This window comes from Micromonospora sp. LOL_015, from assembly GCF_048060275.1.
GTDB lineage: Bacteria > Actinomycetota > Actinomycetes > Mycobacteriales > Micromonosporaceae > Micromonospora_E.
Map to the genome: position 1 here is coordinate 1 of NZ_JBHMIO010000053.1, position 26,027 is coordinate 26,027.

Annotated in this window: 26 protein-coding genes and 1 pseudogene; 9 read left to right on the forward strand and 18 right to left on the reverse strand. The window is 71.2% G+C overall.

The genetic code is table 11. The features are described 5' to 3' along the window. Positions 1–221, forward strand: a pseudogene (locus ACFHWU_RS25585) (hypothetical protein); the annotation flags it as partial. Between the two features lie 27 nt (positions 222–248). Here ACFHWU_RS25585 and ACFHWU_RS25590 read toward each other — a convergent pair. Further along, positions 249–533, reverse strand: coding sequence for a DUF4229 domain-containing protein (locus ACFHWU_RS25590; protein WP_416550702.1), 285 nt, complete (start codon positions 531–533; stop codon positions 249–251). 8 nt (positions 534–541) lie between these two features. Next, positions 542–958 (reverse strand): hypothetical protein, encoded by a 417-nt coding sequence (locus tag ACFHWU_RS25595; RefSeq protein ID WP_416591844.1) that lies wholly within the window; start codon positions 956–958, stop codon positions 542–544. 168 nt (positions 959–1,126) lie between these two features. Between ACFHWU_RS25595 and ACFHWU_RS25600 the strand changes: the two genes are divergently transcribed. Further along, entirely contained in the window at positions 1,127–1,711 is a 585-nt protein-coding gene (locus tag ACFHWU_RS25600; protein ID WP_416591830.1) for a hypothetical protein, read from the forward strand. A gap of 59 nt (positions 1,712–1,770) precedes the next feature. Here the strand turns inward: ACFHWU_RS25600 and ACFHWU_RS25605 are convergent, their stop codons facing one another. Together ACFHWU_RS25605 and mqnE are read right to left on the reverse strand one after the other, a co-directional pair. Then, positions 1,771–2,985: a DUF2254 domain-containing protein gene (locus ACFHWU_RS25605; protein WP_416591831.1), complete on the reverse strand. Its 1,215-nt coding sequence runs from the start codon at positions 2,983–2,985 to the stop codon at positions 1,771–1,773. Positions 2,986–3,076: 91 nt separating this feature from the next. Beyond that, positions 3,077–4,246: an aminofutalosine synthase MqnE gene (gene mqnE, locus ACFHWU_RS25610; RefSeq protein ID WP_416591845.1), complete on the reverse strand. Its 1,170-nt coding sequence runs from the start codon at positions 4,244–4,246 to the stop codon at positions 3,077–3,079. Positions 4,247–4,543: 297 nt separating this feature from the next. On the opposite strand from mqnE, the gene ACFHWU_RS25615 reads away from it, so the two are divergent. Beyond that, a complete protein-coding gene (locus ACFHWU_RS25615) occupies positions 4,544–6,118 on the forward strand; it encodes a C40 family peptidase (RefSeq protein WP_416591832.1) in 1,575 nt (524 codons plus the stop codon). Positions 6,119–6,327: 209 nt separating this feature from the next. On the opposite strand, the gene ACFHWU_RS25620 is transcribed toward ACFHWU_RS25615, so the two are convergent. Continuing rightward, entirely contained in the window at positions 6,328–6,894 is a 567-nt protein-coding gene (locus tag ACFHWU_RS25620) for a hypothetical protein (RefSeq protein ID WP_416591833.1), read from the reverse strand. A gap of 334 nt (positions 6,895–7,228) precedes the next feature. Between ACFHWU_RS25620 and ACFHWU_RS25625 the strand changes: the two genes are divergently transcribed. The 3 genes from ACFHWU_RS25625 (at position 7,229) to ACFHWU_RS25635 (ending at position 10,220) form a co-directional block, all read left to right on the forward strand. Then, the gene (locus ACFHWU_RS25625; RefSeq protein WP_416591834.1) at positions 7,229–7,789 is read left to right on the forward strand and encodes a hypothetical protein; all 561 of its coding nucleotides are present in this window, start codon (positions 7,229–7,231) and stop codon (positions 7,787–7,789) included. 306 nt (positions 7,790–8,095) lie between these two features. After that, the gene (locus ACFHWU_RS25630; protein ID WP_416551080.1) at positions 8,096–9,532 is read left to right on the forward strand and encodes a DEAD/DEAH box helicase; all 1,437 of its coding nucleotides are present in this window, start codon (positions 8,096–8,098) and stop codon (positions 9,530–9,532) included. Between the two features lie 67 nt (positions 9,533–9,599). Then, the gene (locus ACFHWU_RS25635) at positions 9,600–10,220 is read left to right on the forward strand and encodes a putative glycolipid-binding domain-containing protein (RefSeq protein ID WP_416550688.1); all 621 of its coding nucleotides are present in this window, start codon (positions 9,600–9,602) and stop codon (positions 10,218–10,220) included. A gap of 6 nt (positions 10,221–10,226) precedes the next feature. On the opposite strand, the gene ACFHWU_RS25640 is transcribed toward ACFHWU_RS25635, so the two are convergent. After that, positions 10,227–11,327 (reverse strand): PLP-dependent cysteine synthase family protein, encoded by a 1,101-nt coding sequence (locus ACFHWU_RS25640; RefSeq protein ID WP_416591835.1) that lies wholly within the window; start codon positions 11,325–11,327, stop codon positions 10,227–10,229. A gap of 30 nt (positions 11,328–11,357) precedes the next feature. Beyond that, the gene (locus ACFHWU_RS25645) at positions 11,358–11,807 is read right to left on the reverse strand and encodes an Lrp/AsnC family transcriptional regulator (RefSeq protein ID WP_416550684.1); all 450 of its coding nucleotides are present in this window, start codon (positions 11,805–11,807) and stop codon (positions 11,358–11,360) included. A gap of 247 nt (positions 11,808–12,054) precedes the next feature. On the opposite strand from ACFHWU_RS25645, the gene ACFHWU_RS25650 reads away from it, so the two are divergent. Then, positions 12,055–12,315, forward strand: coding sequence for a BldC family transcriptional regulator (locus tag ACFHWU_RS25650; RefSeq protein WP_347403703.1), 261 nt, complete (start codon positions 12,055–12,057; stop codon positions 12,313–12,315). Between the two features lie 23 nt (positions 12,316–12,338). Here the strand turns inward: ACFHWU_RS25650 and ACFHWU_RS25655 are convergent, their stop codons facing one another. After that, positions 12,339–12,968, reverse strand: coding sequence for a UbiX family flavin prenyltransferase (locus tag ACFHWU_RS25655; protein WP_416591836.1), 630 nt, complete (start codon positions 12,966–12,968; stop codon positions 12,339–12,341). A 111-nt stretch (positions 12,969–13,079) separates the two neighbouring features. On the opposite strand from ACFHWU_RS25655, the gene ACFHWU_RS25660 reads away from it, so the two are divergent. Further along, positions 13,080–14,144, forward strand: coding sequence for a terpene synthase family protein (locus ACFHWU_RS25660; RefSeq protein WP_416591837.1), 1,065 nt, complete (start codon positions 13,080–13,082; stop codon positions 14,142–14,144). A gap of 19 nt (positions 14,145–14,163) precedes the next feature. Here ACFHWU_RS25660 and mqnP read toward each other — a convergent pair whose 3' ends face one another. From mqnP to hemL, 8 genes are all read right to left on the reverse strand, one after another. Then, entirely contained in the window at positions 14,164–15,090 is a 927-nt protein-coding gene (gene mqnP / locus ACFHWU_RS25665) for a menaquinone biosynthesis prenyltransferase MqnP (protein WP_416591838.1), read from the reverse strand. Further along, complete coding sequence (locus ACFHWU_RS25670; protein WP_416550675.1) at positions 15,087–16,550, reverse strand: menaquinone biosynthesis decarboxylase; 1,464 nt, start codon at positions 16,548–16,550, stop codon at positions 15,087–15,089. The genes mqnP and ACFHWU_RS25670 overlap by 4 nt, the downstream gene beginning before the upstream one ends. 83 nt (positions 16,551–16,633) lie before the next feature. Beyond that, a complete protein-coding gene (ccsB, locus tag ACFHWU_RS25675; protein WP_416591839.1) occupies positions 16,634–17,635 on the reverse strand; it encodes a c-type cytochrome biogenesis protein CcsB in 1,002 nt (333 codons plus the stop codon). Then, a complete protein-coding gene (gene resB / locus ACFHWU_RS25680) occupies positions 17,635–19,224 on the reverse strand; it encodes a cytochrome c biogenesis protein ResB (RefSeq protein WP_416591840.1) in 1,590 nt (529 codons plus the stop codon). The genes ccsB and resB overlap by 1 nt, the downstream gene beginning before the upstream one ends. Then, positions 19,224–20,024, reverse strand: coding sequence for a cytochrome c biogenesis CcdA family protein (locus tag ACFHWU_RS25685; RefSeq protein WP_416550669.1), 801 nt, complete (start codon positions 20,022–20,024; stop codon positions 19,224–19,226). Before ACFHWU_RS25685 ends, resB begins: the two co-directional genes overlap by 1 nt. Continuing rightward, the gene (locus ACFHWU_RS25690; protein ID WP_416591841.1) at positions 20,017–20,685 is read right to left on the reverse strand and encodes a TlpA family protein disulfide reductase; all 669 of its coding nucleotides are present in this window, start codon (positions 20,683–20,685) and stop codon (positions 20,017–20,019) included. The genes ACFHWU_RS25685 and ACFHWU_RS25690 overlap by 8 nt, the downstream gene beginning before the upstream one ends. A gap of 1 nt (position 20,686) precedes the next feature. Further along, positions 20,687–21,334 carry a histidine phosphatase family protein gene (locus ACFHWU_RS25695; protein WP_123607031.1) on the reverse strand — a complete coding sequence of 216 codons (648 nt, stop codon included), beginning with the start codon at positions 21,332–21,334 and terminating at the stop codon, positions 20,687–20,689. Beyond that, positions 21,331–22,698 carry a glutamate-1-semialdehyde 2,1-aminomutase gene (gene hemL / locus ACFHWU_RS25700; RefSeq protein WP_416591842.1) on the reverse strand — a complete coding sequence of 456 codons (1,368 nt, stop codon included), beginning with the start codon at positions 22,696–22,698 and terminating at the stop codon, positions 21,331–21,333. Before hemL ends, ACFHWU_RS25695 begins: the two co-directional genes overlap by 4 nt. 117 nt (positions 22,699–22,815) lie before the next feature. Between hemL and ACFHWU_RS25705 the strand changes: the two genes are divergently transcribed. Next, a complete protein-coding gene (locus ACFHWU_RS25705) occupies positions 22,816–23,145 on the forward strand; it encodes an STAS domain-containing protein (RefSeq protein ID WP_281552162.1) in 330 nt (109 codons plus the stop codon). A 58-nt stretch (positions 23,146–23,203) separates the two neighbouring features. Here ACFHWU_RS25705 and ACFHWU_RS25710 read toward each other — a convergent pair whose 3' ends face one another. Beyond that, a complete protein-coding gene (locus ACFHWU_RS25710) occupies positions 23,204–23,752 on the reverse strand; it encodes a response regulator (protein WP_416550664.1) in 549 nt (182 codons plus the stop codon). After that, positions 23,749–26,027: ATP-binding protein (locus ACFHWU_RS25715; RefSeq protein WP_416591843.1), on the reverse strand; the 2,279-nt coding region annotated here is incomplete at its 5' end. The genes ACFHWU_RS25715 and ACFHWU_RS25710, both read right to left, overlap by 4 nt.

Sequence of the window (26,027 nt, forward strand, 5' to 3'; positions counted from 1 at the left end):
AGCGGGCATGGCCGGTTCTGAGGGGGCCCCGGCGCAGCAATGCGCCGGGGCTACCCGACGAACTGGTCTTCTCGATCCTGACCCGCAGGCTGCTACGTCGTGGCGAGTTCACCTCCCGCGAACACCTCGCCAACAAGATCCTCAAGTTCTTCACCCACTACAACCGGACCGCGAAACCCTTCCGCTGGACCTACGACGGCCGCCCACTCAAGGCCGCATGACCCGTCAAGAACTTATGCGGGGCTGCACTAGGAATCCTCCTGGGGCTTGCCGGCCGTACCGTCGGTCTGGTCCTCGCCGGCCAGAGCGGACCGCAGCCGTTCCTTCTCAGACCGGCGACGCTCGGCGGACTCGGCGATCTGCTGCGCCATCTCGTCCCGCCAACCGCGCATCAGAAACCAGGACAACGCGGCCGAGAAAATGACCGCGATCATAAGTTTCAGAAAGACGTTGATGTCGACCGGCCAGAGGGCCAGCACGACGATCACGAACAGCCCGATCCGGCCGAGCGTGTACTTCACCGCAGGGCTCATGCCTCTCCTCACCGGCCGTCCAGCCACCGGACGCCATGGAACCAGACCACCGCGTACACCAGGGCGAAGACCGCTGCCCCGATCCCGCCGCCGGCCGTCGGCGGCAGGTCGGCCGCGATCCCGGCGGCGAGCAGCCCGGAGGCGACCCCGACCCCGGTCGCCACGGCGGCGGCGACGAACCGGACGGAGCCGCCGGCCCAGGCCCGAAAGTCGTCGGCGAACAGCCACGCCGGCAGGATCACCGCCAACCAGCCGTTCGACTGGCCGAGCCGACCGTCGCCGATCAGCGTGAACACGCCGTCGAACAGCAGCAGCACGACCAGACCGATCACCAGGCCGGCGCCGACCACGCCGAGCAGATCCGGCAACGCGACCACCCTACCTGCGGCGTCCCGGCGCGGAAGACTGTCGCTCTTCGATTCCATCATGACCAGGATGAGGGTACGCCTGGGCCGGTGCCGCACCCGGACCAGGTTTGCCGGGCCGCCACCCGGATAACCGGCCAAGATGGCAGCCGACCCCCGGTGGTACGGGGCACCAAGGGTCGACGCCGCCAGGTTTGAGCCGCCTACCGCTGCGGTGAAGGTGTCCGGATGCATCCGCTGCACCTGAGCTATGCCCTGGTCGGCGTGCCCGCCGTACTGCTGGCCTTCTGGTCGAGCGCCATCCGCCGCGCACCGGTCAGCGAACCGCTGCTCGCGTTGCTGCTCGGCGTCCTGGTCGGCCCGGTGTCCGGGCTGATCGATCCGTCCCACCACGACACCATCGGCCTGCTCCGGGAGGCCAGCCGGATCCTGCTGGCCGTGTCGCTAATGGCGGTGGCGCTGCGGTTTCCCGCCACCGGGTACCTGACGGTGACCCGCCCGGTCGGGGTGCTGCTGACCCTGGGCATGGCCGGGATGGCGGTGGTCAGCGCCGGTCTGGCCTGGCCGCCGCCCGGCCGGCCGGACAGCAGGTGGCCGAGGCGGCCTGGGGCGTCGGCGGTGCGGTCCTGGTCGGCGTGGCGGTCGGCTGCCTCGCCGGCTGCCGGTGGTGCTGGCCCTGCGCCCGGCGCTGGGCGTGTCGTGGCGGGACACGGTGTTTCTCGGCTGGTTCGGCCCGATCGGCGTGTCCGCGTTGTTCTACCTGACCTACAGCTTCGCCGAGGGGGCGACGGATTACGGCCGGGACGCTGGTGATCGCGGCCAGCACCCTGGTGCACGGGGTGACCGCCACCGCCGGTCGCCGCTGGTACTCCTCAGCGACTTCCCGGGGCGTCGGCGGCCGGTGACGCCGCCTGGCACCGCTGGATGTCCGGCCGGTGTTCGGGCCGGGCCGCCGTGGTCAGGTCGGCGAGAATGCTGTCGATCAGCTCGATGACCCTCGGCTGGTCAGTGGCTGCCTGTCGGACGTCGGTGATCGAGGTGGCGAGGTGGCTGGCGAACGACTGCCGGCGGACGTGGACCCGGACCGTCCCGTCGTCGTCCTGGACGATCCTCGGCCGGTCCGGCCGGTCGGCCAGCCGGCGCAGCAGGTCGTGCGCCTCCTGCAGGGCCCGGACGGCGGTGGTGGCGTCGTTGATGCCGGGCGAGAGCGCTCGTTCGGCGATGTCGGCGAGCTGCCGGAGCCCGAAGCCGACGTCCTGGCCGGGGATCCGTTCGACGCCGACCTCGACGGCCTGCTCGGCCAGCTTCGCGTCGACCGGGCCCGGCGGGGTGTCACCGACGGCGTGTACGGCGACCAGCGGCATGCCGGCCACGACGAAGTCACCGGGGATCCGCTCGACCGTGAAAGCGCAGCCGTATCGGCGGGCGAGCCGCGCCAGCATTGTGGTGTCGACTTCGACGATCACCCCGGTATCCGGTGCCGCCAGCACGTCGACGATCGGTCCGTCCGGGGAACCGTCCGGATCGGTCGGCCGGGGCGCCCACCGGTCGATGCTGCGCCTGCTCTGCACCCCGATCGCCGCGATCATGTGCGAGACCCGCATCAGCGCGGTCATGTGATGCAGGTAGTAGATGAACATCCCGGTGCTGCCCAGCACCAGGGCCATCGACACGGCCAGCGACAGCGCCGGCAACCGGGCCTCGGAACGGCCCGGTAGCGCGGCGAGGACCACCATGGCGAACAGGAACGTCGCGACGAAGGTGCCCAGGGTGGCCTGACTGACCCGGTCGCGCAGGAACGTCCGCAGCACCCGGGGTGAGTACTGGCTGGAAGCCAGCTGGACCGCGACCACCGTGATGGAGAACACCAGCGCGGTGAACGAGATCATCGCGGTGATCACCGAGGACAGCAGCGATCTCGCGCCCTCCGGCCCGCTCGGCAGAAAGCCGTCCAGCCGCAGCCGCAGATCCAGGGCGGTGAGCAGGATCGCGCCGAGCACCGCGCCGGTCGCGATCGCCGCCGGCACCGCCCAGAAGCTGCCCCACACGCCACGGAGGCGGGGCAGGATGCCACGCGGCTGACTCACCGCAGCGTCCTACCCGCGCCGGGGCGGGTCGACACCTGTCGGCGGAGTCAGACCGGTCCGGCTGCCTCCGCGCCTTGCTGAACGAGTCCAGTCAGGCCCAGATCTGCTGCGGCTCGGCCCGCCGTTCGGCCAGCGCCGGCGGCCGGTCGTACTCGCGTACCACCTGGTAGCGGGTGTCCCGCTCGACCGGCTGGAAGCCGGCGTCCCAGATCAGGTGCAGCAGGTCCTCGCGGTGCATGGTGTTCGGTGTGCCGTAGGAGTCCGCGTCGTGGGTGATCTTGTACTCGACCACCGACCCGTCCAGGTCGTCGACGCCGAAGTTGAGCGACAACTGCGCCACGGACAGCCCGTGCATCACCCAAAAACACTTGACGTGCGGCACGTTGTCGAACAGCAGGCGGGACACCGCAAAGGTCTTCAACGACTCGGCCGGTGCCGCCATCGTGGTGCGCCCCTGGATCCGGTTCCGGATCTTGCCGTCCGCCGAGTCGACAAAGTCGTGCTGGTAGCGCAGCGGGATGAAGACGGTGAAACCGCCGGTCTCGTCCTGCAACTCGCGCAGCCGCAGCACGTGGTCCACCCGGTGCCGGGGTTCCTCGATGTGCCCGTACAACATCGTTGACGGCGTCCGCAGCCCCTTGCTGTGCGCCAGCCGGTGAATCCGTGACCAGTCCTCCCAGTGGCAGGCGTGGTCGACGATGTGCTGGCGGACCTCCCAGTCGAAGATCTCCGCGCCGCCACCGGTCAGCGACTCCAGACCGGCGTCCATCAGCTCGTCGAGGATCTCGTCCGCCGGCAGCCCGCTAATCTTTTCAAACCACTGCACCTCGGTCGCGGTGAACGCCTTGAGCTTGACGTTCGGCAACGCCGCCTTCAGCTCGCGCAGCACCTTCGGGTAGTACCGCCAGGGCAGGGTCGGGTGCAGGCCGTTGACGATGTGCAGCTCGGTGAGCTGCTCGTCCTCCATCTCCTTGGCCTTACGAACGGCCTCGTCGATGCGCATCGTGTACGCGTCCTTCTCGCCCGGCTTGCGCTGGAACGAGCAGTATGCGCAGGAGGCGCTGCACACGTTGGTCAGGTTGAGGTGCCGGTTGACGTTGAACATCACCCGGTCGCCGTTGAGCTCGGTTCGCCGGTGGTGCGCCAGCCGGCCCAGCCAGGCCAGGTCGTCGCTGGCGTACAGGTCCACCCCGTCGGTGTGGTCCAGCCGCTCCCCGGCGTACACCTTCTCTTCGAGCTCACGCTTGCGACCAGCGTCCACGTCCGCCACGCCCCTTCCCGGCCGGCCACGCCGACGACCCGCCGTCGACGACCATCAGTCGTGATCCGCGTTCGAGGGTACGTCCCGGGACCGTCGGTCGGCTCGTCGCCCGGCGGCACAGCGACCTGCGTCATGCCCAGGCCGACAACCTCTCAGCTTCTCGTTACCTCACGACTCATCGACATCAGCAGCCCCGTGCGGTAAGACCGATGTGGGACAGGCGACACCAGGCGACGCGACTCGGTTCCGGCGCATCAGCACCGGACAAACGCGCCGTACGGGAGCGAGCGGGCAGGCATGGCACGAAGAAGCAGGGGCGCGGCGGTGGGCCAGCGGCGCGACGGAGCACGACGGCAACGCCGGTTCGTGATGGTCGGTGCCGTTCCGGTCCGGCTGAGTCCGGCCCTGTGGGCCGGCCTGCTCGGTGCCGTCACCGCAGTCGCCCTCGCCTCCCCGGTGTACGCCCAGCCGGCGACCGTGCCGGACACCGGCAGCCGGCCGGTGCCCGCCGGCGGCCTGCAGCTGCCCGGCACCGGCCCGACGACCAACGCGCCGGCCATCACACCCACCCCGGTGGAGGGCCCGCTCGCCGCGCAGATCTACGCCGGTGAGACCGAGGTCGCGCTGCTCGGTCAGCAGTTGCTCGAGCTCGAACAGGAGCAGACCGCGGCGGAGACCGCACTGGCCGCCGCCGAGCAGTCGCTGCGCGAGGCGCGAACCGCGCTGATCGAGGCGCAGCGGGACGCGGACATCGCGGCGTCGTACGCGCTGAAGGACGCCGCCGCGATGCCGCCCGGCGAGTACCGCGGTGACCTGCACGGACTCGGTGCCCTGTCCCGGCTGCAACGGGGCCGGCAGCCCGGCGTCGGCACCGACGCCGCCAACCGGGACGTCTCGCTCGCCGCAGCCGCCGAGCAGGAGGCGTACCAGACCTACACGGCGGCGCTGGCCCTGGTCGACGCGCTGCGCAGCGAGTTCGGCAGCACCGAGGGCACGTTCAAGCAACGGGAGACCGCGCTGCTCGCGTTGAAAGAGCAGAACACCGAGCAGCTGGTGGCGATCGAACGCCAGCGGGAGGCCGCCGAGCAGGAGATCGGGCAGGGCATCGACGGGATCGACGGTGCCGCCGCCCACCCCCGTGCCGTCGCCGCCCTGGAGTTCGCCCTCAAGCAGCTCGGCAAGCCGTACCTGTGGGGGGCCGAGGGGCCGCACCGCTACGACTGTTCCGGCCTGATGTGGGCGGCGTACCGGTCGCCCGGCGCCGACTACTTCAGCCTGCCCCGGGTGGCCAAGGACCAGTACTACGCGACCCGGCACAACAAGGTGGACCGGTCGGCACTGCTACCCGGTGACCTGATTTTCTTCGCCTCCGGGTCCAGTTGGACGACGGTGCACCACGTCGGGATGTACGTCGGCAACGGCAAGATGGTGCACGCGCCGACCACCGGAGACGTGGTCAAGGTCTCCACCGTCTGGTGGTCCCGGTTCTACGCCGCGACCCGGGTGATCCGCGAGGTCGCACCGACCCCGTCGCCCACCCCGACTCCGACGCCCGCGCCATCGCCGGACCCGTCGCCCACCCCGACTCCGACGCCCGAGCCATCGCCGGACCCCACGGATTCGCCGTCGCCGGATCCGTCGGATTCGCCGTCGCCTTCCCCGTCACCGTCGACCAGCCCGTCCACGCCCGGTCCGATGCCGACGCCGAGTGACCCCAGCCCGTCGCCGACCGGCTCTGGGACTCCGGATCCGGACGCGAGCGGCTCCGGGACGCCGACCAGTACCCCGAGCGAGTCGAGTTCCGCTTCGGCCGGCCCGAGCGCGTCGGCTACGTCGGCCGGCACGCCGAGCGCAGGCCCGCTGGAAGGCTGACCGTACGTCCTCCGGTCGGACCGTTGCGCCCAGGACCGGACAGACGGCCACGGTCGGTACGCCGATACTCCGGCTGCGCCGAGGTGCATCGGTATGGCACGGTAAACCGGCGGACTCCTCACCGGCCGGAGGTGTTCCGGTGAGCTGGCACGGGAGGCAGTGATGGACGAAGCTCGGCCCTGGTCGTCGGTGGACCAGGTCGACGGTGGTCAGCGGCGGGTGCCCGACCAGGTCGACCGGTCCGGATCGGCGCCGCCGCCGGCAGAGGAGTTGCCGGCTCCGTTCAGTCCGCCACCGCCACCGCCACCACCGGCCGGGGCGCTGTGGGCGTCGTCGGTCGGCACCGGCTCCAGTGCCGACGTCCCGGTCGTGCCTGGTACGTCTTCCCCGTCGTCGTCGGCGGCCGGGCCGTCAGCTCCGACCTCACCGGCGGCCGGGCCGTCGGCTCCGACCTCACCGGCGGCCGGGCCGTCGGCTCCGACCTCACCGGCGGCCGGGCCGTCCGCGTCCGCGTCGCCGGCGTCCGCATGGTCGGCGTTTGCCTTGCCCTGGCAGCCGCCGGCCGCAACCGACCAGCCGCCGGCCACGACCGACCAGCCGCCGGCCGCAACTGACCAGCCGCCGGCCGCAACTGACCAGCCGCCGGCCGCAACTGACCAGCCGCCGGCCGACCATGCCGCGTCGGCGTCCGCAGCCGCCGCGACCGAGCCACCCGCCGCGGTGTCGTCGCCTCCGGCGGCCGGCGGGGAGGCTGCGTCGGCCCGTGCCCGCGCCACGGTGGCCGGAGCGCAACGGTTCTCCGCCCGCGACGTCGGGGCGCTCCGGGTGCCGACCGGCGGGACCCGGGTCTACGGTGCGCGTCGTACCGAGGAGCCCTCGCCCAGCGATCCGGCCCTACCCCCCGACCCAGTGCAGCCGCCCGCACCTGCGGAACCGCCGTCCGGGTCGACCTCACCCGAGCCGGAACCCGCCCCGGCCCCGGCTCCGCCGTTGCCGCCACGGCCGACCTCACCCGCTCCGGTGCCAGGCCCGTACCCACCGGGCCCGGGTCCGAACCCACCGGGCCCGACTCCGCCGCCGTTCCCGCCGCCAGCCAGGACCGCGTACCAGATGACCCAGGCGGCCGGCGGTTACACGATCCCACCGGCGGTTCCACCGACGCCGTGGCGTGAGTCACCGCCGACGCCCTGGCACCAGCCACCGGTGCCGCCGGAACCGGTGGCGCCGCCGGAGCCTCCGCCGGCATACGGGCAGTGGGCACGCAGCACCCCGGCCCCGACCGCCGGGCGGGTGTACGGGGCCCGCCGGCCCGACAGCGACACGCCCGGACCTCCCCCGGCCGGTGCTCCCGGCGTACCTTCCCAACCCGGTGCTGCCAACCGGCCAGCGGCCAATCCGACGATGGGTCTGCCGATGGGGGCACCCGGCGGCATGTCCGGCGCACCCGGCGGCGTGGTGTTCAACCCCGCCGTGGAGAACTCCGGCTCGCTGACCGGCCACATCCTGGCCCAGGGCTGGGCGGACCTGCCCGAGCGGGAGGACCGCAGTACCACCAAGGTGGTGCTGGCCATGGTGGTCGGTCTGACCGTGATGGTGGTGATCGGCATCATCGCGGTGCTCGTCGTGGGTAACATCTTCACCAACATCTTCGACGGGCTGCTGGGCGGTTGACGCCGGATCGGCTGAGGTGAGTCGGCCCACCGGTCGGACGGGTCAGGTGGCAGCAGCGCGGCAAACCCGTACACTTGTCACTCGATCATCAACCCGGCGCGCTACCGCGTGCTCATGGGCGATCTTGCGGGCGATTCAACGGTGCACACCGGAACGGGCCATTCGCGAAGATCCGCCCCGCTCTGAGAGGTTTTCTTGACCACCTTCGCTGATCCCAGCACGTTCCCCTCCGTTCTCGACACCGTGCCCGAAGCCGCTGGCCTGCCGGCGGAGCCGGCGACCAGCCAGACCGCTGATCCGGTCGTCGTGGTCACGGCCGCCGGGCCGGCGGCCGAGGAGCCTGACTTCGCGGCGCTCGGGCTGCCCCGGCAACTGGTCCGGACACTCGCCCGGGAGGGCATCACCACTCCGTTCGAGATCCAGCGCGCCACCGTGCCCGACGCGTTGGCCGGCCGGGACGTGCTCGGCCGGGGCCAGACCGGCTCCGGCAAGACCCTCGCGTTCGGCCTGCCGTTGCTGGCTCGGATCGCCGACGGCCGCCGGGCCCGCCCACTGCGGCCCCGAGCCCTGATTCTGGTCCCCACCCGCGAGCTGGCGATGCAGGTCAACGACGCGTTGTTCCCGCTGGGCCGGGCGGTCGGGGTCTTCCTCAAGACGGCGGTCGGCGGCGTCCCGTACGACCGGCAGATCGATTCGCTGCGTCGCGGTGTGGAGATCATCGTGGCCACCCCGGGGCGGCTCGGTGACCTGATCCAGCGCGGCGTCTGCCAGCTGGACGACATCGAGATCACCGTCCTGGACGAGGCGGACCAGATGGCCGACATGGGCTTCCTGCCGGAGGTCACCGAGCTGTTGGCCAAGACTCCGGCGGATGCTCAGCGGCTGCTCTTCTCGGCCACCTTGGACAACGACGTCGACACACTGGTCCAGCGGTTCATGACCGATCCGGTCACCCATTCCACCGCGCCGGCCACCGCCGCCGTGACCACCATGGACCATCATCTGCTGCTGATCCCGCCGAGCGACAAGTTCGCCGTGGCCGCTTCGATCGCCGCGCGCTCCGGACGGACCATGATGTTCGCCCGTACCCAGCTGGGCGTGGACCGGCTGGTGGACCAGCTGGCGTCGGTTGGGGTGCGGGCCGGTGCCCTGCACGGCGGCAAGACCCAGCGGGTACGCACCCGTACCCTCGCCGAGTTCAAGGAAGGGCGGACGAACGTCCTGGTCGCCACGGACGTGGCTGCCCGGGGCATCCACGTCGACGGGGTCTCGCTGGTGGTGCACGTCGACCCGCCGAAGGACCCCAAGGACTACCTGCACCGGGCGGGGCGGACCGCGCGGGCCGGCGAGTCCGGCGCGGTCGCCACCCTGGTGCTGCCGAAGCAGCGGCGCAGCACCCTGGCCATGCTGGAAAAGGCCGGGGTGGAGCCGGCCCAGACCCGGGTACGCCGCGGCGACGCCGCGTTGTCCGAGCTGACCGGAGCAACCGAGCCGAGCGGCGTACCGATCGTGAACGAGCCGGAGCCGCCCCGGCAGTCTCGCGCGCGGGGGGACCGGTTCCGGCCGGACCGCCCCGACCGCTTCCGGGGGCGGGGCGACCGCTCCCGGGCGGACGGGGCTGACCGCTTCCGAGGCGACGGCGAGCGGGGTGCCCGGGGCGGTGCCGACCGGGCCGGTGGTGACCGACGGCGCGGCGGTGGTGACCGGCGCTTCACCGACCGGCGGCCGAGCCGCAGCTACTGACCCGCGTGCGTGACCGGCGCCGGCGACCCGCTCCGCAGCGGCTCGTCGGGCCGGTACGGTCGGGAACATGCCGACGTTGCCGAAATCGATCGTCTGGACGCGGACGGACACCGGCGGTGCCGATCAGGTCCTCTTCGACGACCAGCGCGGGCTGACCGCTCGCGGGGTGGCGGTGGCGGCGGCGCCGCTGCCGTACAGCTGCCACTACGAACTCGCCACCGACGAACAGTGGGCCGCCGTCCGGCTCACCGTCACTGTCGAGGGTGCCGGCTGGCTGCGGACCGTACGGATGGAACGGGCGCTTGGCCGGTGGCGGGTGAGCACCGCCGAACAGGGTGACCTGGACCGTGCTTTGCGGGCGGCCGGGCGCAGCCCGGTCGGCCTGCCCGGCACCGAGGAACCGGGCCGGCTCGACGCGGCCCTCGACGTCGATCTGGACGCGGCGCCGCTGTTCAACACCCTGCCGATCCGCCGGTTGCGGTTGTCGGAGCAGCCGGCCGGGCAGGAGCACCGGCTGGTCGCGGCCTGGGTCCGGGTGCCGAGCCTGGAGGTGATGCCGATGGAGCAGACCTACACGGTGCTCGGCGCTGACCGGGTCCGGTACCGCAGCGACAGCTTCACTGCCGACGTGACGGTGGATCCGGACGGGTTCGTGCTGCACTACCCGGGGCTCGCGCAGCGCGCCTGATCCCGATTAACGCACGTCGGTCGGCCATTCGCCGGTACGCAGGAAGTGTTCGGCCACGGCTTGGTACGGGGTCAGATCGAGCCCGTGCCGGGTCAGCCAGTCGGCCGAGTAGTAGCTTGCGGCGTACCGTTCGCCGCTGTCGCACAGCAGCGTCACCACCGAGCCCTGCTCGCCGGCGGCCCGCATCTGCGCGATCAGCGCGAACGCGCCCCACAGGTTGGTGCCGGTCGACCCGCCGACCCGCCGACCCAGCAGGTCGCTGGCGATACGCATGGCGGCCAGTGAGGCGGCGTCCGGGACCTGGATCATCCGGTCCACCACGGACGGCTGGAAGGACGCTTCGACGGTCGGCCGACCGATCCCCTCGATCATCGACCCCCGGCCGGTCGAGGTCGACCAGTCACCGCTGCACCATGCCGGGTAGAAAGCGGAGTTTTCCGGGTCGACGACGCAGATCTTGGTGCGGTGCCGCTGGTAGCGGACGTACCGGCCGACGGTGGCGCTGGTGCCGCCGGTGCCGGCACCGACCACGATCCAGTGCGGGACCGGGTGCTGTTCCAGCGCGAGCTGGGCGAAGATCGACTCGGCGATGTTGTTGTTGCCCCGCCAGTCGGTGGCCCGTTCGGCGTAGGTGAACTGGTCCATGAAGTGCCCGCCGAGGTCTTCGGCGAGCCACCGTGCCTCGATCACTACAGCGGCCGGGTCGCGGACCAGGTGGGGGCGGGCACCGTGGAACTCGATCTGGGCGATCTTCTCGGCCGAGGTGCCGGCGGGCATCACCGCGACGAACGGCAGGCCGAGCATCCGGGCGAAGTACGCCTCGGAGATGGCGGTGGAGCCGGACGACGCCTCGACGATCGTGGTCTGCGGACCGATCCACCCGTTGCACAGGCCGTAGAGGAACAACGAGCGGGCCAGCCGGTGCTTGAGCGAGCCGGTCGGGTGCACCGACTCGTCCTTGAGGTAGAGGTCGATGCCCCAGGACGGGGGGAGTGGGAACGGCAGCAGGTGGGTGTCGGCGGACCGGTTGGCGTCCGCCTCGACCTTGGCGATCGCGTCGGTCACCCAGGCCCGGCCGGCGTCGTCGTACCGGTCCAGTTCGTTCATTCGCAGACGGTAACAAGTGATGTTGTCGAATCACCCGGTCAGGGGGCGGGGCCGGTTCTCCCATTTGGTGGACAGCGTGACGCTGGTCCGGGTGTTGGCGATGCCCGGTGTCCGGTTCAGCCGCATGATGAGCTGTTCCAGCTCGGCGATGGTGCCGACCCGGGCGAGGCAGAGAAACGACTCGGTGCCGGCCATGAAGTAGCAGGATTCGATCTCCGGCATGTTGCGCAGCGCGTCGAGCACCGCCTCGGTGTCGGCACCTGAGTCTTCGACCAGTCCGATCAGGGCGGTGACGCCGAGCCCGACCGATTCCGGCTGTGCGTCGGCCCGGTAGCCGCGCAGCACGCCGGAGGTTTCGAGCTTGCCGATCCGTTCGTGTACGGCGGGGGCGGAGAGTCCGACCTGGCGGGCGAGTTCGGCGTAGGAGAGCCGCGCGTTGCCGCGCAGCAGATCGACGAGCCGGAGGTCGATGGCGTCCACGGGATGTAGACCCTAGTGCCTGTCGCCCGCCCGGGTGGCCCGCTGGTCGACGAGCTGGGGTGAATTACAATATAGGGCGCAAATCCTACCGGGCAACTGCCCAGTCGGGTAGCTTTGCTCATTTCCCGGACACGGCGGTCGGCCGGTGCTCTAATGGCCGTACGTCTGGCACTACGGCATCTGGCACACGGTCCATCGGGGGGCTGACTGGCCACGCCAGAGCCGTCGTGGACGCGAGGAGGGGACCGTGGACACTGGAGATCGTCTGCTGACGCCGGGCGAGGTGGCCGCGCTGTTCCGTGTCGACCCGAAGACCGTCACACGATGGGCAGCGGCCGGCCGGATCGGCAGTATCCGAACTCCCGGAGGCCATCGTCGGTTCCGGGAGTCCGAGGTGCGTGCGCTACTCGAAGGCGAAGGCGTGCTGGAGGAGATGCAGGCGGAAAGCGCGGAGACCACTCGGCCCCGGCACACCGAGAACGGATCAGGAGCAGCCGGGCCGTACTGACGCCGGCCGTACTGAGCCGGTGGTCACGGCCGGTCCGCGCCCAACTCGCCGGACCACCGCCGGAACAGGTCATGCGGTACGCCGAGCGCGTCCAGCACCTTGCCGGCGACGAAATCGACCAACTGGGCGGCGGTGGCGTCGGCACCCGCACCATAGAAGCCCGGACTGGCCGGCAGCACCACCGCCCCCGCATCATGCAGGGCGAGCAGGTGCTCCAGGTGACTGCGGGTCACCGGGGTCTCCCGGGGGACCAGCACGACCGGCCGCCGTTCCTTGAGGTTGACCTCGGCGGCCCGCTGCAACAGATCCTTGGACAGCCCGATGGCGATGCCGGCGCAGGCGGCCGTGCTGGCCGGTACGACCACCATCCCGCGTACCTGGTACGAGCCGCTGCTCGGCCCGGCGGCGAGATCACCCGCCGGCCAGAACCGTACGTCCGCGTCGTCCAGCCCACGGCCGAGCCAGCGGGCCAGGTCGGCGCGCCAGTGGCTGTCCCGCAGCGGCGCGCCCGTCTCGTCGAGCAGGGTGAGCCGGGCCGCGCGGGACACCACCAGGTCGACCGGATGGCCGGCGTCGAGCAGTGCGCGGAGCACCGCGGCCGGGTACGGCGTACCGGACGCCCCGGAGACGCCGATCACCCATGGTCTTCTCATCGAGATCCCTGTTCGCGTGGCTGGTCGCGGGCTGTCGCCGGTGCCCGGTCACCCCATAGGGTAAGACGACCCGCCTTACGGACACATTGGCAGCAACTTCGCAGGCAGCCCATGGACTCCCGCAAATTCACCCCGTCGCCGCCCCGCCCCGACATCCCGTACGGCTCTTCCTGCCTCGACGAGCCGGCCGCCGAACTGCTCGGCGAGCTGCTCGTGGAGCTGCGCGCCGCGTGCCCGCTGCCCACAGTGCTGTCCCCGTACGCGGCGCAGGCCGACTCCTGGCTGCCCGGCTGGCTGCAGCGGTGCGGCCTGCCGCCGGGCACCGCCACCCACCGTCGGCTCGCCGGGGCCCGAATCGGGCGGTACGCCGCCCGGCTCTATCCGAGCGTGCCGGTGGGCCGGCTGCGTGTGCTGGCCGCCATGTTCGCCTGGTTCTTCCTGCTCGACGACGAGTTCGACGGGGTCGCGGAGCCGCAGGAGGGGAGGTTGCGCCGACTCGCCGACGAGGTGCTGACGGTGCTGGGCGCGAACCCCGAGCCGCGTCTCGACCCCGAGCCGCGTCCCGATCAGGCGTTTGCCGGGCCGCTGCGCCGAATGCTGGTCGGTCCATGGCGGGTCGTGCGTCAGTCGATGCCCGACTGGTGGTGCCGGCGGTTCATCGAGGCGGTGGCGGAGCACCTCGACGGAGCGGTACGCGAGGCGGTGAACAAGGCAACTGGTCACCGGCCCGGCCTGGACGAGTACATAGAGCTGCGTCGGGCGACATCGGCGGCGCACGTGGCGTACACCTTGATCGAGTACGCGACCGGCGACCTGGTGCCGGACGCCGTCTTCCACCACCCCCGGGTGCGCGATGTCCGAGTCGCCGGCAACGACCTGCTCTCCTGGTACAACGACCTCTTCTCACTGTCCCGCGACCTGACCACCGCCGGCGGTCACAACCTGGTGGTGGCGGTCGCCGAGACGCGACGGGTGCCGATCGGCGACGCGCTGGTCATCGTCGCGCACCGGTGGCGGGCCGAGATGGCGGCGTTCGGCGCACGCCAAGCCGAGGTGCCGCCGTTCGGGCCGGACCACGACCGGGCGGCGCACGGCCTGCTGGCCGGGGTCGGGTACGCCGTGCGCGGCACCATCGACTGGTCGTTCGAGAGCGCCCGCTACCGGCAGCGGCGCTGACGGCCGGGGCGGTCAACGGTCAGCGCAGGCCGAGCCGTACCACCAGGTCGACCAGGGCGAACGCGAACAACGCGATGCCGACGAAGCCGTTGGCGGTGAAGAACGCCCGGTTGACCCGGGACAGGTCGGTCGGCGTCACCACCAGATGCTGGTAGCCGAACGCCACCGCGGTCAACGCCAGCCCGATCCACCACGGCCAGCCGAAGCCGACCAGCACGCCGAACCACCCGAACAGGGCGAACGTCACCAGGTGCGCCACCGTCGAGGCGTGCAGCGCGAAGCGTCGACCGTACCGGGCGGGCACGCTGCGTACCCCGATCTCACGGTCGACCTCGGCGTCCTGGCAGGCGTAGATCAGGTCGAACCCGCCGATCCACAGCCCGACCGCCGCGCCGAGCAGGATCGCCGGCCCGGCACCGGCGGAGGTGCCGGTGACCGCCAGCCAGGCACCGACCGGGCCGATCAGCTGGGCCAGCCCGAGCACCGCGTGCGGCCAGTCGGTGAACCGCTTGGCGTACGGGTAGACCACCAGTGGGACCGCCGCCAGCGGGGCGAGCGCGAGGCAGAGCGGGTTCAGCGCGGCGGCGGCGCCGAGGAAGACCACCAGCGCGACCACCGCGCCGGTCCAGGCCGTCCGGACGCTCACCGCCCCGGTCACCAGTTCCCGCCCCGCGGTACGCGGATTGCGTGCGTCGATGTGCCGGTCGATGATCCGGTTCGCGGCCATGGCGAACGTCCGGGCCCCGACCATCGCGACGGTGATCAGCAGCAGGTCGAGCCAGCGGACGCCGCCGTCCAGGCGGGCCATCACGGTCAGCGCGGACAGGTACGCGAACGGCAGCGCGAAGACGGAGTGCTCGATCGCGACGAGCCGCAGGAAGGCTCGGATCTTGCCGACCGGGGCGGCGGGCGCGCCGGTCGGCCCGGCGGTGGCTGCGGCGCTCACGAGATCCCGTACTCCCGCCAGCGCTTGTCCACCAGCGAGACGATCTCCGGTGACATGGTCATCTCCTGCGGCCAGCCCCGGGTGTAGCCCTCGGTGGGCAGTTTGCGGGTCGCGTCGACGCCGGCCTTGCCACCCCAGAACTGCTGGTACGACGAGTGGTCGAGGTGGTCCACCGGACCTTCGGTGAGCAGCAGGTCGCGGGCGTAGTCGACGTTGCCGAAGGCGCGGAACGCGACCTCGTGGTAGTCGTGCACGTCGCAGTCGTCGTCGACCACGACGATCAGCTTCGACAGCGACAGCAGGTGGGCCCCCCAGATCGCCGACATGATCTTCTGGGCGTGCTTCGGGTAGCGCTTGCGGATCGACACGATCACGCAGTTGTGGAACACCCCGGCGGCCGGCAGGTCGTAGTCGACGATGTCCGGGATCAGCATCCGCAGCAGCGGCAGGAAGATCCGTTCGGTGGCCTTGCCGAGCCCGTGGTCCTCCTGCGGCGGCTTCGAGGTGATGATCGAGTGGTAGAGCGGGTCGCGCTGGGTGGTCATGCATTCGATGTGCAGCACCGGGAACGGTTCGACCGGGGTGTAGAAGCCGGTGTGGTCGCCGAACGGGCCCTCCGGCAGCCGCTCGCCCGGCTCCAGGTAGCCCTCCAGCACGATCTGGGCGTGCGCCGGCACCTGCAACGGCACGGTCCTGCAGTCGACCATCTCGACCCGCTGGCCGCGCAGGAACCCGGCGAACAGGTATTCGTCGATGTCGCCGGGCAGTGGCGCTGACGCCGAGTAGCTGACCACCGGGTCGCAGCCGATCGCCACCGCCACCGGAAGCCGCTCGCCGCGCCGCTCGGCGACCGCGTGATGGGCAGTCGAGTCCTTGTGGATCTGCCAGTGCATGCCGAGCGTGGTCGGCGAGTGCTGCTGCAGCCGGTAGAGGCCCAGGTTGCGCTTGCCGGTCTCCGGGTGCTTGGTGTGGGTCAGCCCGTAGTTGTGGAAGATGCCGCCGTCGCCGGGCCAGACCTGCAGCCCGGGCAGCCGGTTCAGGTCGACGTCCGCGCCGGTGTAGACGACCTCCTGGCAGGGCGCGGTCCTGACCTTGCGCGGCGGCAGCGAGGTGAGCTGCATGACCTTGCCGAGTCCGTCGCGGATGCCCGACCAGCCGACCGGTAGGTCGGGCTTGATCATCGCACCGATCCGGTCGCCGATCTCGTTCAGGTTCTCGACGCCGAGCGCCATCGCGGTGCGCCGTTCGGTGCCGAACAGGTTGATCGCCACCGGCATCTCGCCCCGGGTGGGCCGGTCGAACAGCAGCGCCGGGCCGCCGGCCCGCACGGTCCGGGTGACGACTTCGCTGATCTCCAGCGTCGGATCCACCGGTACGTCGACCCGCCGCAGCTCGCCGGCCGTCTCCAGCGCCGCGACGAAGTCCTTCAGATCCTGGTACGGGAAACCTGGAGCCGCCATGCCGCCAAGTCTGGCCTACCCGGTGGCCGCTGCCACCACCCGGGGCGGTGATTCGCGCCGCGTCCGGACTCGGCCGGTGCCGGTCAGGCGTAGGAGTGCAGGCTCTCGAAGAAGTAGTTGACCCCGAACAGGTTCATCAGCATGGTGAGGAAGCCGAGGATCGCGATCCAGGTGACCGTGGTCCGCCGTACGCTCGGGGTCGCCCGGGCGTGCAGGTAGCCGGCGTAGATCACCCAGGAGATGAACGCCCAGGTTTCCTTCGGGTCCCAGGCCCACGGCCGCGACCAGGCGTGTTCGGCCCAGATCGCCCCGGCGATCACCGCGAAGGTGAACACCGGGAAGCCGATGGCGTGCAGCCCGAAGGTGAGCCGTTCCAGCGACACCGCCGCCGGCACCCGCTTGGCCAGCAGGTAGGGGAAGCCTCGCCGCCCCTGCTCGTAGCCGGACCGGAGCAGGAACATGGCGGCCGGGATCGACCCGAGCAGCAGCAGTCCGGACGACGCCATGATCGTGGAGACGTGGATGGCGTACCAGTAGGACTGCAGGGCCGGCACCAGCGGTGTGATCGGGGTGTAGAACACCAGGCCGGCCAGGCCGAGCAGGGCGACCATGACGAGCGCGACGAACAGGCCGAGCAGCCGCAGCGACGGCCGGCGGTGGACCAGCACCAGCCAGGCGGCCACCCCGACGAAGGTGATCGCCAGCACGTACTCGTACATGTTGCCCCACGGCAGCCGCTCGGCGGCGACCCCCCGGGTGACCAGACAGGCCAGGTGGAACAGGGCACCCAGCACGGTGGCGCCGACGGCGAACCAGCCGGCGAGTCCGACCGCCGGCCAGCCGGTCCGCTCGCCGCCCGTACCCGTGGTCTTGTAGACGGCCGGACCGGTCAGGTCGGATCCAGGCGCCGGCTGAGTGGGTCCGCCGTCGGTCCCGGCGGCCGCGACGGCGGCGAGTTCGCGGTCGGGCACCGTCGCGGCGGCGGTACGCCGGGTGCCGAACCCGGCTTCGACCGCGTGGCAGATCATCGCGAGCAGATACGCGAAGATCGCCACCACCAGGAGTTGATCCGACAGTGCTGACATCAGTGCGGTCCTTCCCGTGGCCCGGCGTCGCCGCCGAGTGCCCGGATGAGCTCCCGGAACTCGTCGCCGAACCCGGGGTGGTCGGTGCGCGGCAGCCCACCGGCTTCGATCAAGCTACTACCGGGCGTCGTTGACGCTGCGTCGGGGCCGGTCGGTGTGACCCGGAACCACACCCGGCGTCGCCGGCCGAACAGTGCCGGCATCAGCCCGAGCAGCAGCGCCGCCGAGCTGGCCAGCAGCAGGCCGCTGCCGGGATCGTGCCGGACCGACAGGGTCACGTACTGCGAAATGTCGAGAAACTCGATGGTGGTGCCGTCGTCCAGGGTCATGGTCTCGCCGACCCGCAGCAGCTGCGGATCACCGACCGGTAGCAGCCTGCCGGCCTCCACCTGCCGCTGGTCGATCTGGTAGACCGAGCCGGGGATGCCGGCGTCCAGGCCGAGGTTGCCCCGGTACGCCCACAGCATCACCGCCGGGTCGCGCAGCTCCGGGTGAGTGGAGCGGACGTACGGCGGCTGCTGCGGGGCGGACGGCAGGAAGAGCCCTTCGAAGGCCACCTGCAGCTGCGGATCCCGTTCGCCGTTCGCCGGGTCGACGTTGGCGTCCGGGAAGCTGGCGACGCCTTCGCTGGTCAGCATCCCGTCGACGGCCAGGAACGGTGCGGAGACGGTCTGCGATTGTCCGTAGCGGTCGGTGTAGCGCAGCACCGGCACGTAGCCGTGCCCGAGCAGGTAGACGTTGGCGCCGTCGAGGCGCAGTGGGGAGTTCACCGAGAACGCCTCGGTCCGGGCGGCCCCGCCGTCGGCGTCGACCTCTACCTCGGCGGAGTAGCTGTCCGGCTGTCCGGTCTCCAGGAAGGTGGCGGTGAAGTCGGTCAGCTCCAGACAGAACCGGGGCAGGTCACCGTCGGAGATCCGGGGGCCGAGTCGGTACTCGTCGTACTGCTGCACGGTGTTGCAGAACGCGGTGTCCGGCCCGGCGACCAGCAGCCGGTTGCCGTTCCAGCCGAACCAGCTCCCGACGGCGACCCCGAGCAGGATGCCGATCAGCGACAGGTGGAAGACCAGGTTGCCGGTTTCCTTCAGGTGGCCCTTCTCGGCGGCGACACTGTCGTCGGTGACGGTGACCCGCCAGCGGCGGCGGCGCAGTTCGGTGGCGATCGCGTCCCGCGCGGCGGCGGGTGCGTCGCCGGCCGTGGTGTCGCCGGCGGTGGTCCAGCGGGCGTGCTGCGGTAACCGGTCGAGCCGGCGCGGGGCGGCCGGCGGCGCGGCCCGCAACGCCCGTACATGCTCGCGCAGCCGGGGCACGATGCAGCCGACCAGGGAGGTGAACAGCAGCAGGTAGATCGCCGCGAACCAGGTCGAGGCGAACACGTCGAACATGCCGAGCCGGTCCAGCACCGGGGCCAGCCGCGGGTTCGCCGCGAAGTACGCGTCGACGTTTTCGATGTTGACGTCGCGTTGCGGCAGCAGCGAGCCGGGGATCGCCGCCACCGCCAGCAGGAAGAGCAGGATCAACGCGGTCCGCATGCTGGTCAGCTGCCGCCACGAGTTGCGCAGCAGGGCCAGCGCCGGATTCGGCCGGGACATCAGATGCCGACCTCGCCGGCCCCCACGGTGGCCTGGAACCAGATGACGAAGTCGGTCCAGGCGCCGGTGACCAGCGCCGACCCGACCAGGATCAGCATCGCCCCGCCGACCCGGGTGACCCAGCGGCTGTTGCGCCGGATCACCGTGAACACGCCGAGCAGCCGGCGGAACGCCAGACCGAAGACGACGAACGGCAGACCGAGCCCGAGGCAGTACGCCACGGCGAGCGCGACCGCCCGATCGGTCTGGCCACTGACCGTCGCCATCCCCATCACCGCGCCGAGGGTGGGGCCGACGCACGGCGTCCAGGACAGCGCGAAGACCGCGCCGAACACCGGGGCGCCGACCAGGCCGGCCTCCGGCAGCCGGCGTACCCGCACCTCGCGTTGCAGGCCCGGCACCAGACCGAGGAAGGCCAGCCCGAACAGGACGATCAGCAGCCCGACGCCGATCTCCACCGGCCGCTGGTAGACGAACAGGTGGCGGCCGACGCTGGCCATCAGGATCGCGGTGAGGGTGAAGACCACGGTGAAGCCACTGATGAACAGCAGGGTCCCGGCCAGCACCCGGCCGTGCCGGCCGCCGAAGGAACTGCCAGCACTCGCGCTGGCAGCGCTGCCGCTGCGGCCGCCGGTGGCGTCGAGGTCGGAGCCGGCCAGTCCGGTGACGTACGACAGGTAGCCGGGGGCGAGCGGCAGGATGCACGGGGAGAGGAAACTGACCAGCCCGGCCAGCGCGGCCAGGCCGAGAGCCAGCAGCACCGGACCGCCCCGGGCGATCTCGGCGAACGTCTCACCCATCGGCCGGGTCCGGCTCGGCGCCGGCGCCGCCGCCGGTCGCCTCGGCATCGTCGCCGGTCGCCTCGGCGGCGACCTGTTCGACCAGCGGCTGCAGGTCGTCCTGGCGGATCTCGGCGCGGACGACGGTGGCGATCCGGCCGCTCCGGTCGATGATCATCGTCGCGGGGATGCTGTTCGGCGGGATGTTGAAATCCAGGGCGAGCCGGCTTGCCGGGTCGAACAGGCTCGGGTACGTCACCCGGCCCGCCTCGAAGGCGCGGGCCTTGTCTCGTTCGTCGCGGACGTTGATGCCGAGGAACCGCACCCCCCGGTCCCGGGTCGCCTGGTAGGTGGCCTCCAGGTCGGCGGCCTCGGCCCGGCAGGGCGGGCACCAGGAGCCCCAGAAGTTGACCACCAGGACCTGGCCCCGGTACGCCGCCGGATCGAACGCGGAGCCGTCGAGCAGCTCGGCCTCCAGCTCCGGCGCTGCCGGCCGGTCGTCACCGGTGCACCGGATCACGCCCTGCGGGTCGGTCTCGCAGTCGGTCGCCCAGCCGCTGGCCGCGCAGCCGGTCAGAACGAGCGCGGCGGCCAGCGTACCGGCGAGAAGCACGGCAGACCGGGCGAGCCGGGCGGCAGGCCGACAGCCAGGCGCGATCAGCCCACGACGTGCCGACCGCATCTCAGGCCCCCTTGGCCGTCCGCGCCGACGGCGACATGGCGATCAGGTGGGCGGCCGGCTCGGAGTAGCCGATGCCGACCACCTTCGCGTCCTCGAAGTGGATCGCGGTCAGGCTGGCCAGGCCGCACTGCCGGCGGCGCGGGTCGTGCCAGAGCCGCTTGCGTTCCAGGTAGCGGCGCAGCGTCCAGATCGGCAGCTGGTGGGAGACGCAGACCGCCTCGTGGCCCTCGGCGGCGACCCGGGCGGCGTGCACCGCAGCGAACATCCGCTCGGCGATAGCGGTGTAGGCCTCGCCCCACGACGGGGTGACCGGATCGCGCAGCACCCACCAGTTACGCGGGTCACGGAACGACCCGTCGCCGGGGGAGACCCGCCGGCCCTCGAACCAGTTTGCCGACTCGATCAGCCGTTCGTCGACCGAGACCGGCAACCGGAACTGGGCCGCGATCGGCTCGGCGGTCTCCTGGGCGCGTTCCAACGGACTGGCGACCACGTGCACCACGTCCCGGTCGGCGAGGGCCTGGCTGGCCGCCTTGGCCATCTGCACGCCGAGTTCGGAGAGCCGGAAACCGGGCAGTCGGCCGTACAGAATCTTCTCCGGGTTGTGGACCTCGCCGTGCCGCAGTACGTGGACGACCGTCCGTTTCATCCGTTGTCCCCCAGCGTCGGTGCCCGCAGCGCGCCGTCCGCCGCCGCAGCCGCTGCTGCGGCCCCGGCCGGCAGCGCCGCCGCGAGCTGCTCCAGGGCGGCGTCGTCGATCGCCGCCGAGACGAACCATGCCTCGAACGCACTGGGGGGCAGGTAGACGCCGTGCGCGAGCATCGCGTGGAAGAAGGCGCGGTACGCGTCGACGTCCTGCCGGCGGGCGCCAGCGTAGTCGGTGACCTCGGCGTCGGTGAAGAAGATGGAGAACATGGTGCCGGCGGTGGAGAGCTGGTGCGGCACTCCGGCGGCGGTGAGCGCCCCGGTGGCCAGCTCGGCGACCCGGGTCGCGGTGTCGGCCAGCCGCCGGTACAGGTCGGTGTCGGCCAGCCGGAGCGTGGCCAGCCCGGCGGCGCAGGCCAGTGGGTTCCCGGAGAGCGTGCCGGCCTGGTAGACCGGGCCGGCCGGGGCCAACTGCCGCATGATCTCGGCCCGGCCACCGAACGCTGCGGCCGGCAGACCGCCACCCATCACCTTGCCGTACGTGTAGAGGTCGGCGTCGACCGGCTCCAGCTCGGCCCAGCCGCCCCGGGCGACCCGGAACCCGGTCATCACCTCGTCGACGATCAGTAGCGCGCCGTGCGCGTGGGCGATCCGGGCCAGCGCGGCGTTGAAGCCGGGGGCCGGCGGCACCACACCCATGTTGCCGGCGGCCGCTTCGGTGATGATCGCGGCGATCTGGTCGCCGTGCTCGGCGAAGGTCGCCTCCACCGCCGCCACGTCGTTGTAGGGCAGCACGATCGTCTCGCTGGCGGCGGCACCGGTCACCCCGGGCGAGTCGGGCAGCCCGAGGGTGGCCACCCCGCTACCGGCGGCGGCGAGCAGTGCGTCGACGTGGCCGTGGTAGCAGCCGGCGAACTTGACGATCCGGGGCCGACCGGTGTGCCCCCGGGCCAGCCGGATCGTCGACATCGTCGCCTCGGTGCCGGAGTTGACCAGCCGGAGCTGGTCGACCGGGGTACGGTCGACGATCTCGGCGGCCAGCTCCACCTCGCCGGGCGTCGGCGTACCGAAGCTGGTGCCGTGCGCGGCGGCTGCGCTGAGCGCGGCGACCACCTCGGGGTGGGCGTGGCCGAGGATCAGCGGTCCCCAGGAGCAGACCAGGTCGAGGTAACGTCGGTCGTCGGCGTCGAACAGCCACGGGCCGGACCCCCGGGCCATGAACCTGGGTGTCCCGCCGACCGCCCGGAAGGCGCGCACGGGCGAGTTGACCCCGCCAGGGATGATCTTGGTGGCGCGGTCGAACAGGGCCTGGGATGCGGGCGCGTGCGCCGGGTAGGGGCAGGCGCCGGCAGTTTCGGTGGCAGTCACGGCTCTGCCATTGTGGCAGCGTCACCAGGCGACCGCACATCCGACCCTGCCCAGCGGCCGGGTTGCGGCGACCGCCGTACCAGGGCCGGGTTCGCGCTGTCGCGATACGCTGGCCGGGTGGAACGGGCGGAGTTGTCGATCGCGTTGCGGCGCACTCCCGACGAGGCTGTACTACGCCTCGTCGGTGAGATCGACATGCTCACCGCCGCCCAGTTGTCCACCACCGTCAACGATCTGCTCGGTGACGCGCCGGCCCGGATCGTGCTGGACATGGCCGGTGTCACCTTCTGCGACTCGCAGGGGCTGGGCACCCTGGTGGTGCTCACCCGCAAGGCCAGCCACGCGCAGAGTCTGCTGCTGCTCACCAACGTCGGCGAGTTCCTGCACCGGGTGTTGAACATCACCGGGCTGCGGTCGGCGCTCACCATCCGTAACGGCGCCGGCTGACCCGGGCCGGCTGACCCGGCGTCGCGGTCAGCCGGGGGCGGCCAGCCCGGCGCTGCGGTCAGCCGCCCCAGCGGGCCGTCTCCAACTCGTCGGCGACCTCGGCCGGATTCACCTCGTCGTCGCGCAGCCGGGCGGCTGCCCGGTCGATCGCCGCACGCAGTTGCCGTACCTGTTCGTCCCGCTGCCGGACCAGGTCCGCCTGGGTGGCGAGTTGGCGGTTCTTCACCCAGAGGTCGACGAAGACGCCGACCTTGGCCCGCAGCACCCATGGGTCGAAGGGCTTGATCAGGTAGTCGACCGCGCCGACGGCGTACCCGCGCAGGGCGAGTTGGGCATCGCGGTCCGCGGCGGTCAGGAACAGGATCGGTACGTGCCGGGTGCGTTCGCGACGCTTGATGTGGTTGGCCGTCTCAAATCCGTCCATCTCCGGCATCTGCGCGTCCAGCAGGATCACCGCGAAGTCGTCCACCAGCAGCTTCTTCAGCGCGTCCTCGCCGCTCTCCACCGCCACGGCCTGCACCGGCATCCCCTGCAGGATCGCCTCCAGGGCGAGCAGGTTGTCCCGCCGGTCGTCCACCAGCAGTACCTTCGCCGATCCGGCAGTCACGAGTTCAACTCCTCAGCCGCGTTGATCCAGGTCACCATCAGGGTGATCAGTTCGTCCAGGTCGACCGGTTTGGTGATGTAGTCCGTCGCCCCGGCCTGCAGCGCGGACTCCCGGTCACCCGGCATCGCCTTGGCGGTCAGGAAGACCACCGGCAGGTCCGCGAAGCGTTCATTGCGGCGGATGATCCGGGTCGTCTCGTAACCGTCCTGGTCCGGCATCATCGCGTCCATCAGCACGATGTTCACTTCGGGGCGTTCGGCGAGTTTACGTACGCCGTCGACCCCGTTGTCCGCGTAGATCACGGTCATCCCGTGCAGCTCCAGCGCGCTGGTCAGCGCGAAGACGTTGCGAACGTCGTCGTCGATGATCAGTACGGTGGCCCCGTCCAGCCGCCGGGTGGTCGGCGGTTCGGGGCGGTCCACCTCGATCGGCCGGGTCAGCGGTGGCAGCGCGGTGCGGATCGGCGCCGCGGCCGGCAACGGTGCCGGCGGCAGCACCGCGTCGGTGTTGAGCACGTCGGGAACGTACAGCGTGAAGGTGGATCCTTCGCCCGGCACCGACGAGACGGAGATCGCGCCGCCGATCAGCCGGGCCAGGTCGCGACTGATCGACAGGCCGAGGCCGGTGCCGCCGTAGCGTCTGCTGGTCGTTCCGTCCGCCTGCTGGAACGCCTCGAAGATCAGCGAGAGCTTGTCGTCGGAGATGCCGATTCCGGTGTCGATCACCGTGAAGGCGACTACCTGGTCGGCGGTGGACAGTGCGGGTTGTTCGAAGGTCAGGTCCGGCGGGGCGGAGGCGATCTGCAGCGTCACCGACCCGGCATCGGTGAACTTCACCGCGTTGGAGAGCAGGTTGCGCAGGATCTGCTGCAGCCGCTGCGCGTCGGTGACGACCGCCGGCGGCAGGTCCGGTGCCACCTCGACGCGCAGTTCCAGCCCTTTCTCGTCGACCTGCGGCGCGAACGCCTGCTCGACGTACGACCGGATCTCGCCGAACGGCACCTCGGCCGGCTGCACGTCCATCCGGCCGGCCTCGATCTTCGACAGGTCGAGGATGTCGTCGATGAGTGACAGCAGATCGGAGCCGGCACTGTGGATGGTCTTGGCGAACTCGATCTGCTTGCCGGTGAGGTTGTCGTCCGGATTGTCGGCCAGCAACCGGGCCAGCAGGAGCAGCGAGTTCAGCGGGGTACGCAGCTCGTGGCTCATGTTGGCCAGGAACTCCGACTTGTACGCCGAGGCCCGGGACAGCTGCTGGGCCTTCTCCTCCAGACCGATCCGGGCCAGTTCGATCTCCCGGTTCTTGGTCTCGATGTTGCCCTTCTGTTCGGACAGCAGGCGGGCCTTGTCCTCCAGTTCGGCGTTGGTGCGCTGCAGTTCGGCCGACTGGGCCTGCATCTCGTTGGCCAGCCGCTGCGACTGGGCGAGCAGCTCCTCGGTGCGCTTGTTCGCCTGGATGGTGTTGACCGCGATGCCGATCGTGGCGACCAGCCGCTCCAGGAACGCCAGGTGCAGCTCGGAGAAGGCGGCGACGGAGGCGAACTCGATCACCCCCAGCATCTCGCCTTCGAACAGCACTGGCAGCACCACATGGTCCCGGGGCGGGATGCTGAGCAGCCCGGACCGCAGGGTGAGCGCGCCGGTGGCGCCGGCGCCCACCCGGATGGTCCGGCGGGAGACGGCGGCCTGGCCGACCAGCCCTTCACCCGGCCCAAAGATGATCTTGTGGTCCCGGGCCACGTAGCCGTACGCGGCGGTGAGCCCGAGGCGGGTCACCCCGTCGTCGGCGTCGGCGAGGAAGAACGCGCCGAGCTGCGCGTCGACCAGCGGCGTCACCTCATTCATGATCATGCGACAGACCTCGCCGAGGTCCCGCTGCCCCTGCAGCAGACCACCGATCCGCGCCAGGTTCGAGTCCAGCCAGCCCTGCTCGGCGTTCTTCTTGGTGGTGTCCCGCAGGGTGACGATCATCTGGTTGATGTTGTCCTTCAGCTCGGCGACCTCGCCCTGCGCCTGCACGGTGATGTGCTGGGTCATGTCGCCACGGGTCACCGAGGTGGAGACCTGCGCGATCGCCCGCAGCTGGGTGGTCAGGGTGGACGCCAGCTGGTTGACGTTCTCGGTGAGGTCGCGCCAGGTGCCGGAGACGCCCTTGACCTGTGCCTGACCGCCGAGCTCCCCCTCGGTGCCGACTTCGCGGGCGACCCGGGTGACCTCGTCGGCGAAGGAGGAGAGCTGGTCGACCATGGTGTTGACGGTCGACTTGAGTTCGAGGA

What these genes read in the sequence shown, in the direction of transcription:
- ACFHWU_RS25590 (WP_416550702.1), bottom strand. Translation starts at nt 533, where the DNA reads ATGAGCCCTGCGGTGAAGTACACGCTCGGCCGGATCGGGCTGTTCGTG.
- ACFHWU_RS25595 (WP_416591844.1), bottom strand. Translation starts at nt 958, where the DNA reads ATGGAATCGAAGAGCGACAGTCTTCCGCGCCGGGACGCCGCAGGTAGG.
- ACFHWU_RS25600 (WP_416591830.1), top strand. Translation starts at nt 1,127, where the DNA reads ATGCATCCGCTGCACCTGAGCTATGCCCTGGTCGGCGTGCCCGCCGTA.
- ACFHWU_RS25615 (WP_416591832.1), top strand. Translation starts at nt 4,544, where the DNA reads ATGGCACGAAGAAGCAGGGGCGCGGCGGTGGGCCAGCGGCGCGACGGA.
- ACFHWU_RS25625 (WP_416591834.1), top strand. Translation starts at nt 7,229, where the DNA reads ATGACCCAGGCGGCCGGCGGTTACACGATCCCACCGGCGGTTCCACCG.
- ACFHWU_RS25635 (WP_416550688.1), top strand. Translation starts at nt 9,600, where the DNA reads ATGCCGACGTTGCCGAAATCGATCGTCTGGACGCGGACGGACACCGGC.
- ACFHWU_RS25640 (WP_416591835.1), bottom strand. Translation starts at nt 11,327, where the DNA reads ATGAACGAACTGGACCGGTACGACGACGCCGGCCGGGCCTGGGTGACC.
- ACFHWU_RS25655 (WP_416591836.1), bottom strand. Translation starts at nt 12,968, where the DNA reads ATGAGAAGACCATGGGTGATCGGCGTCTCCGGGGCGTCCGGTACGCCG.
- ACFHWU_RS25660 (WP_416591837.1), top strand. Translation starts at nt 13,080, where the DNA reads ATGGACTCCCGCAAATTCACCCCGTCGCCGCCCCGCCCCGACATCCCG.
- ACFHWU_RS25670 (WP_416550675.1), bottom strand. Translation starts at nt 16,550, where the DNA reads ATGGCGGCTCCAGGTTTCCCGTACCAGGATCTGAAGGACTTCGTCGCG.
- ccsB (WP_416591839.1), bottom strand. Translation starts at nt 17,635, where the DNA reads ATGTCAGCACTGTCGGATCAACTCCTGGTGGTGGCGATCTTCGCGTAT.
- resB (WP_416591840.1), bottom strand. Translation starts at nt 19,224, where the DNA reads ATGTCCCGGCCGAATCCGGCGCTGGCCCTGCTGCGCAACTCGTGGCGG.
- ACFHWU_RS25685 (WP_416550669.1), bottom strand. Translation starts at nt 20,024, where the DNA reads ATGGGTGAGACGTTCGCCGAGATCGCCCGGGGCGGTCCGGTGCTGCTG.
- ACFHWU_RS25690 (WP_416591841.1), bottom strand. Translation starts at nt 20,685, where the DNA reads ATGCGGTCGGCACGTCGTGGGCTGATCGCGCCTGGCTGTCGGCCTGCC.
- ACFHWU_RS25695 (WP_123607031.1), bottom strand. Translation starts at nt 21,334, where the DNA reads ATGAAACGGACGGTCGTCCACGTACTGCGGCACGGCGAGGTCCACAAC.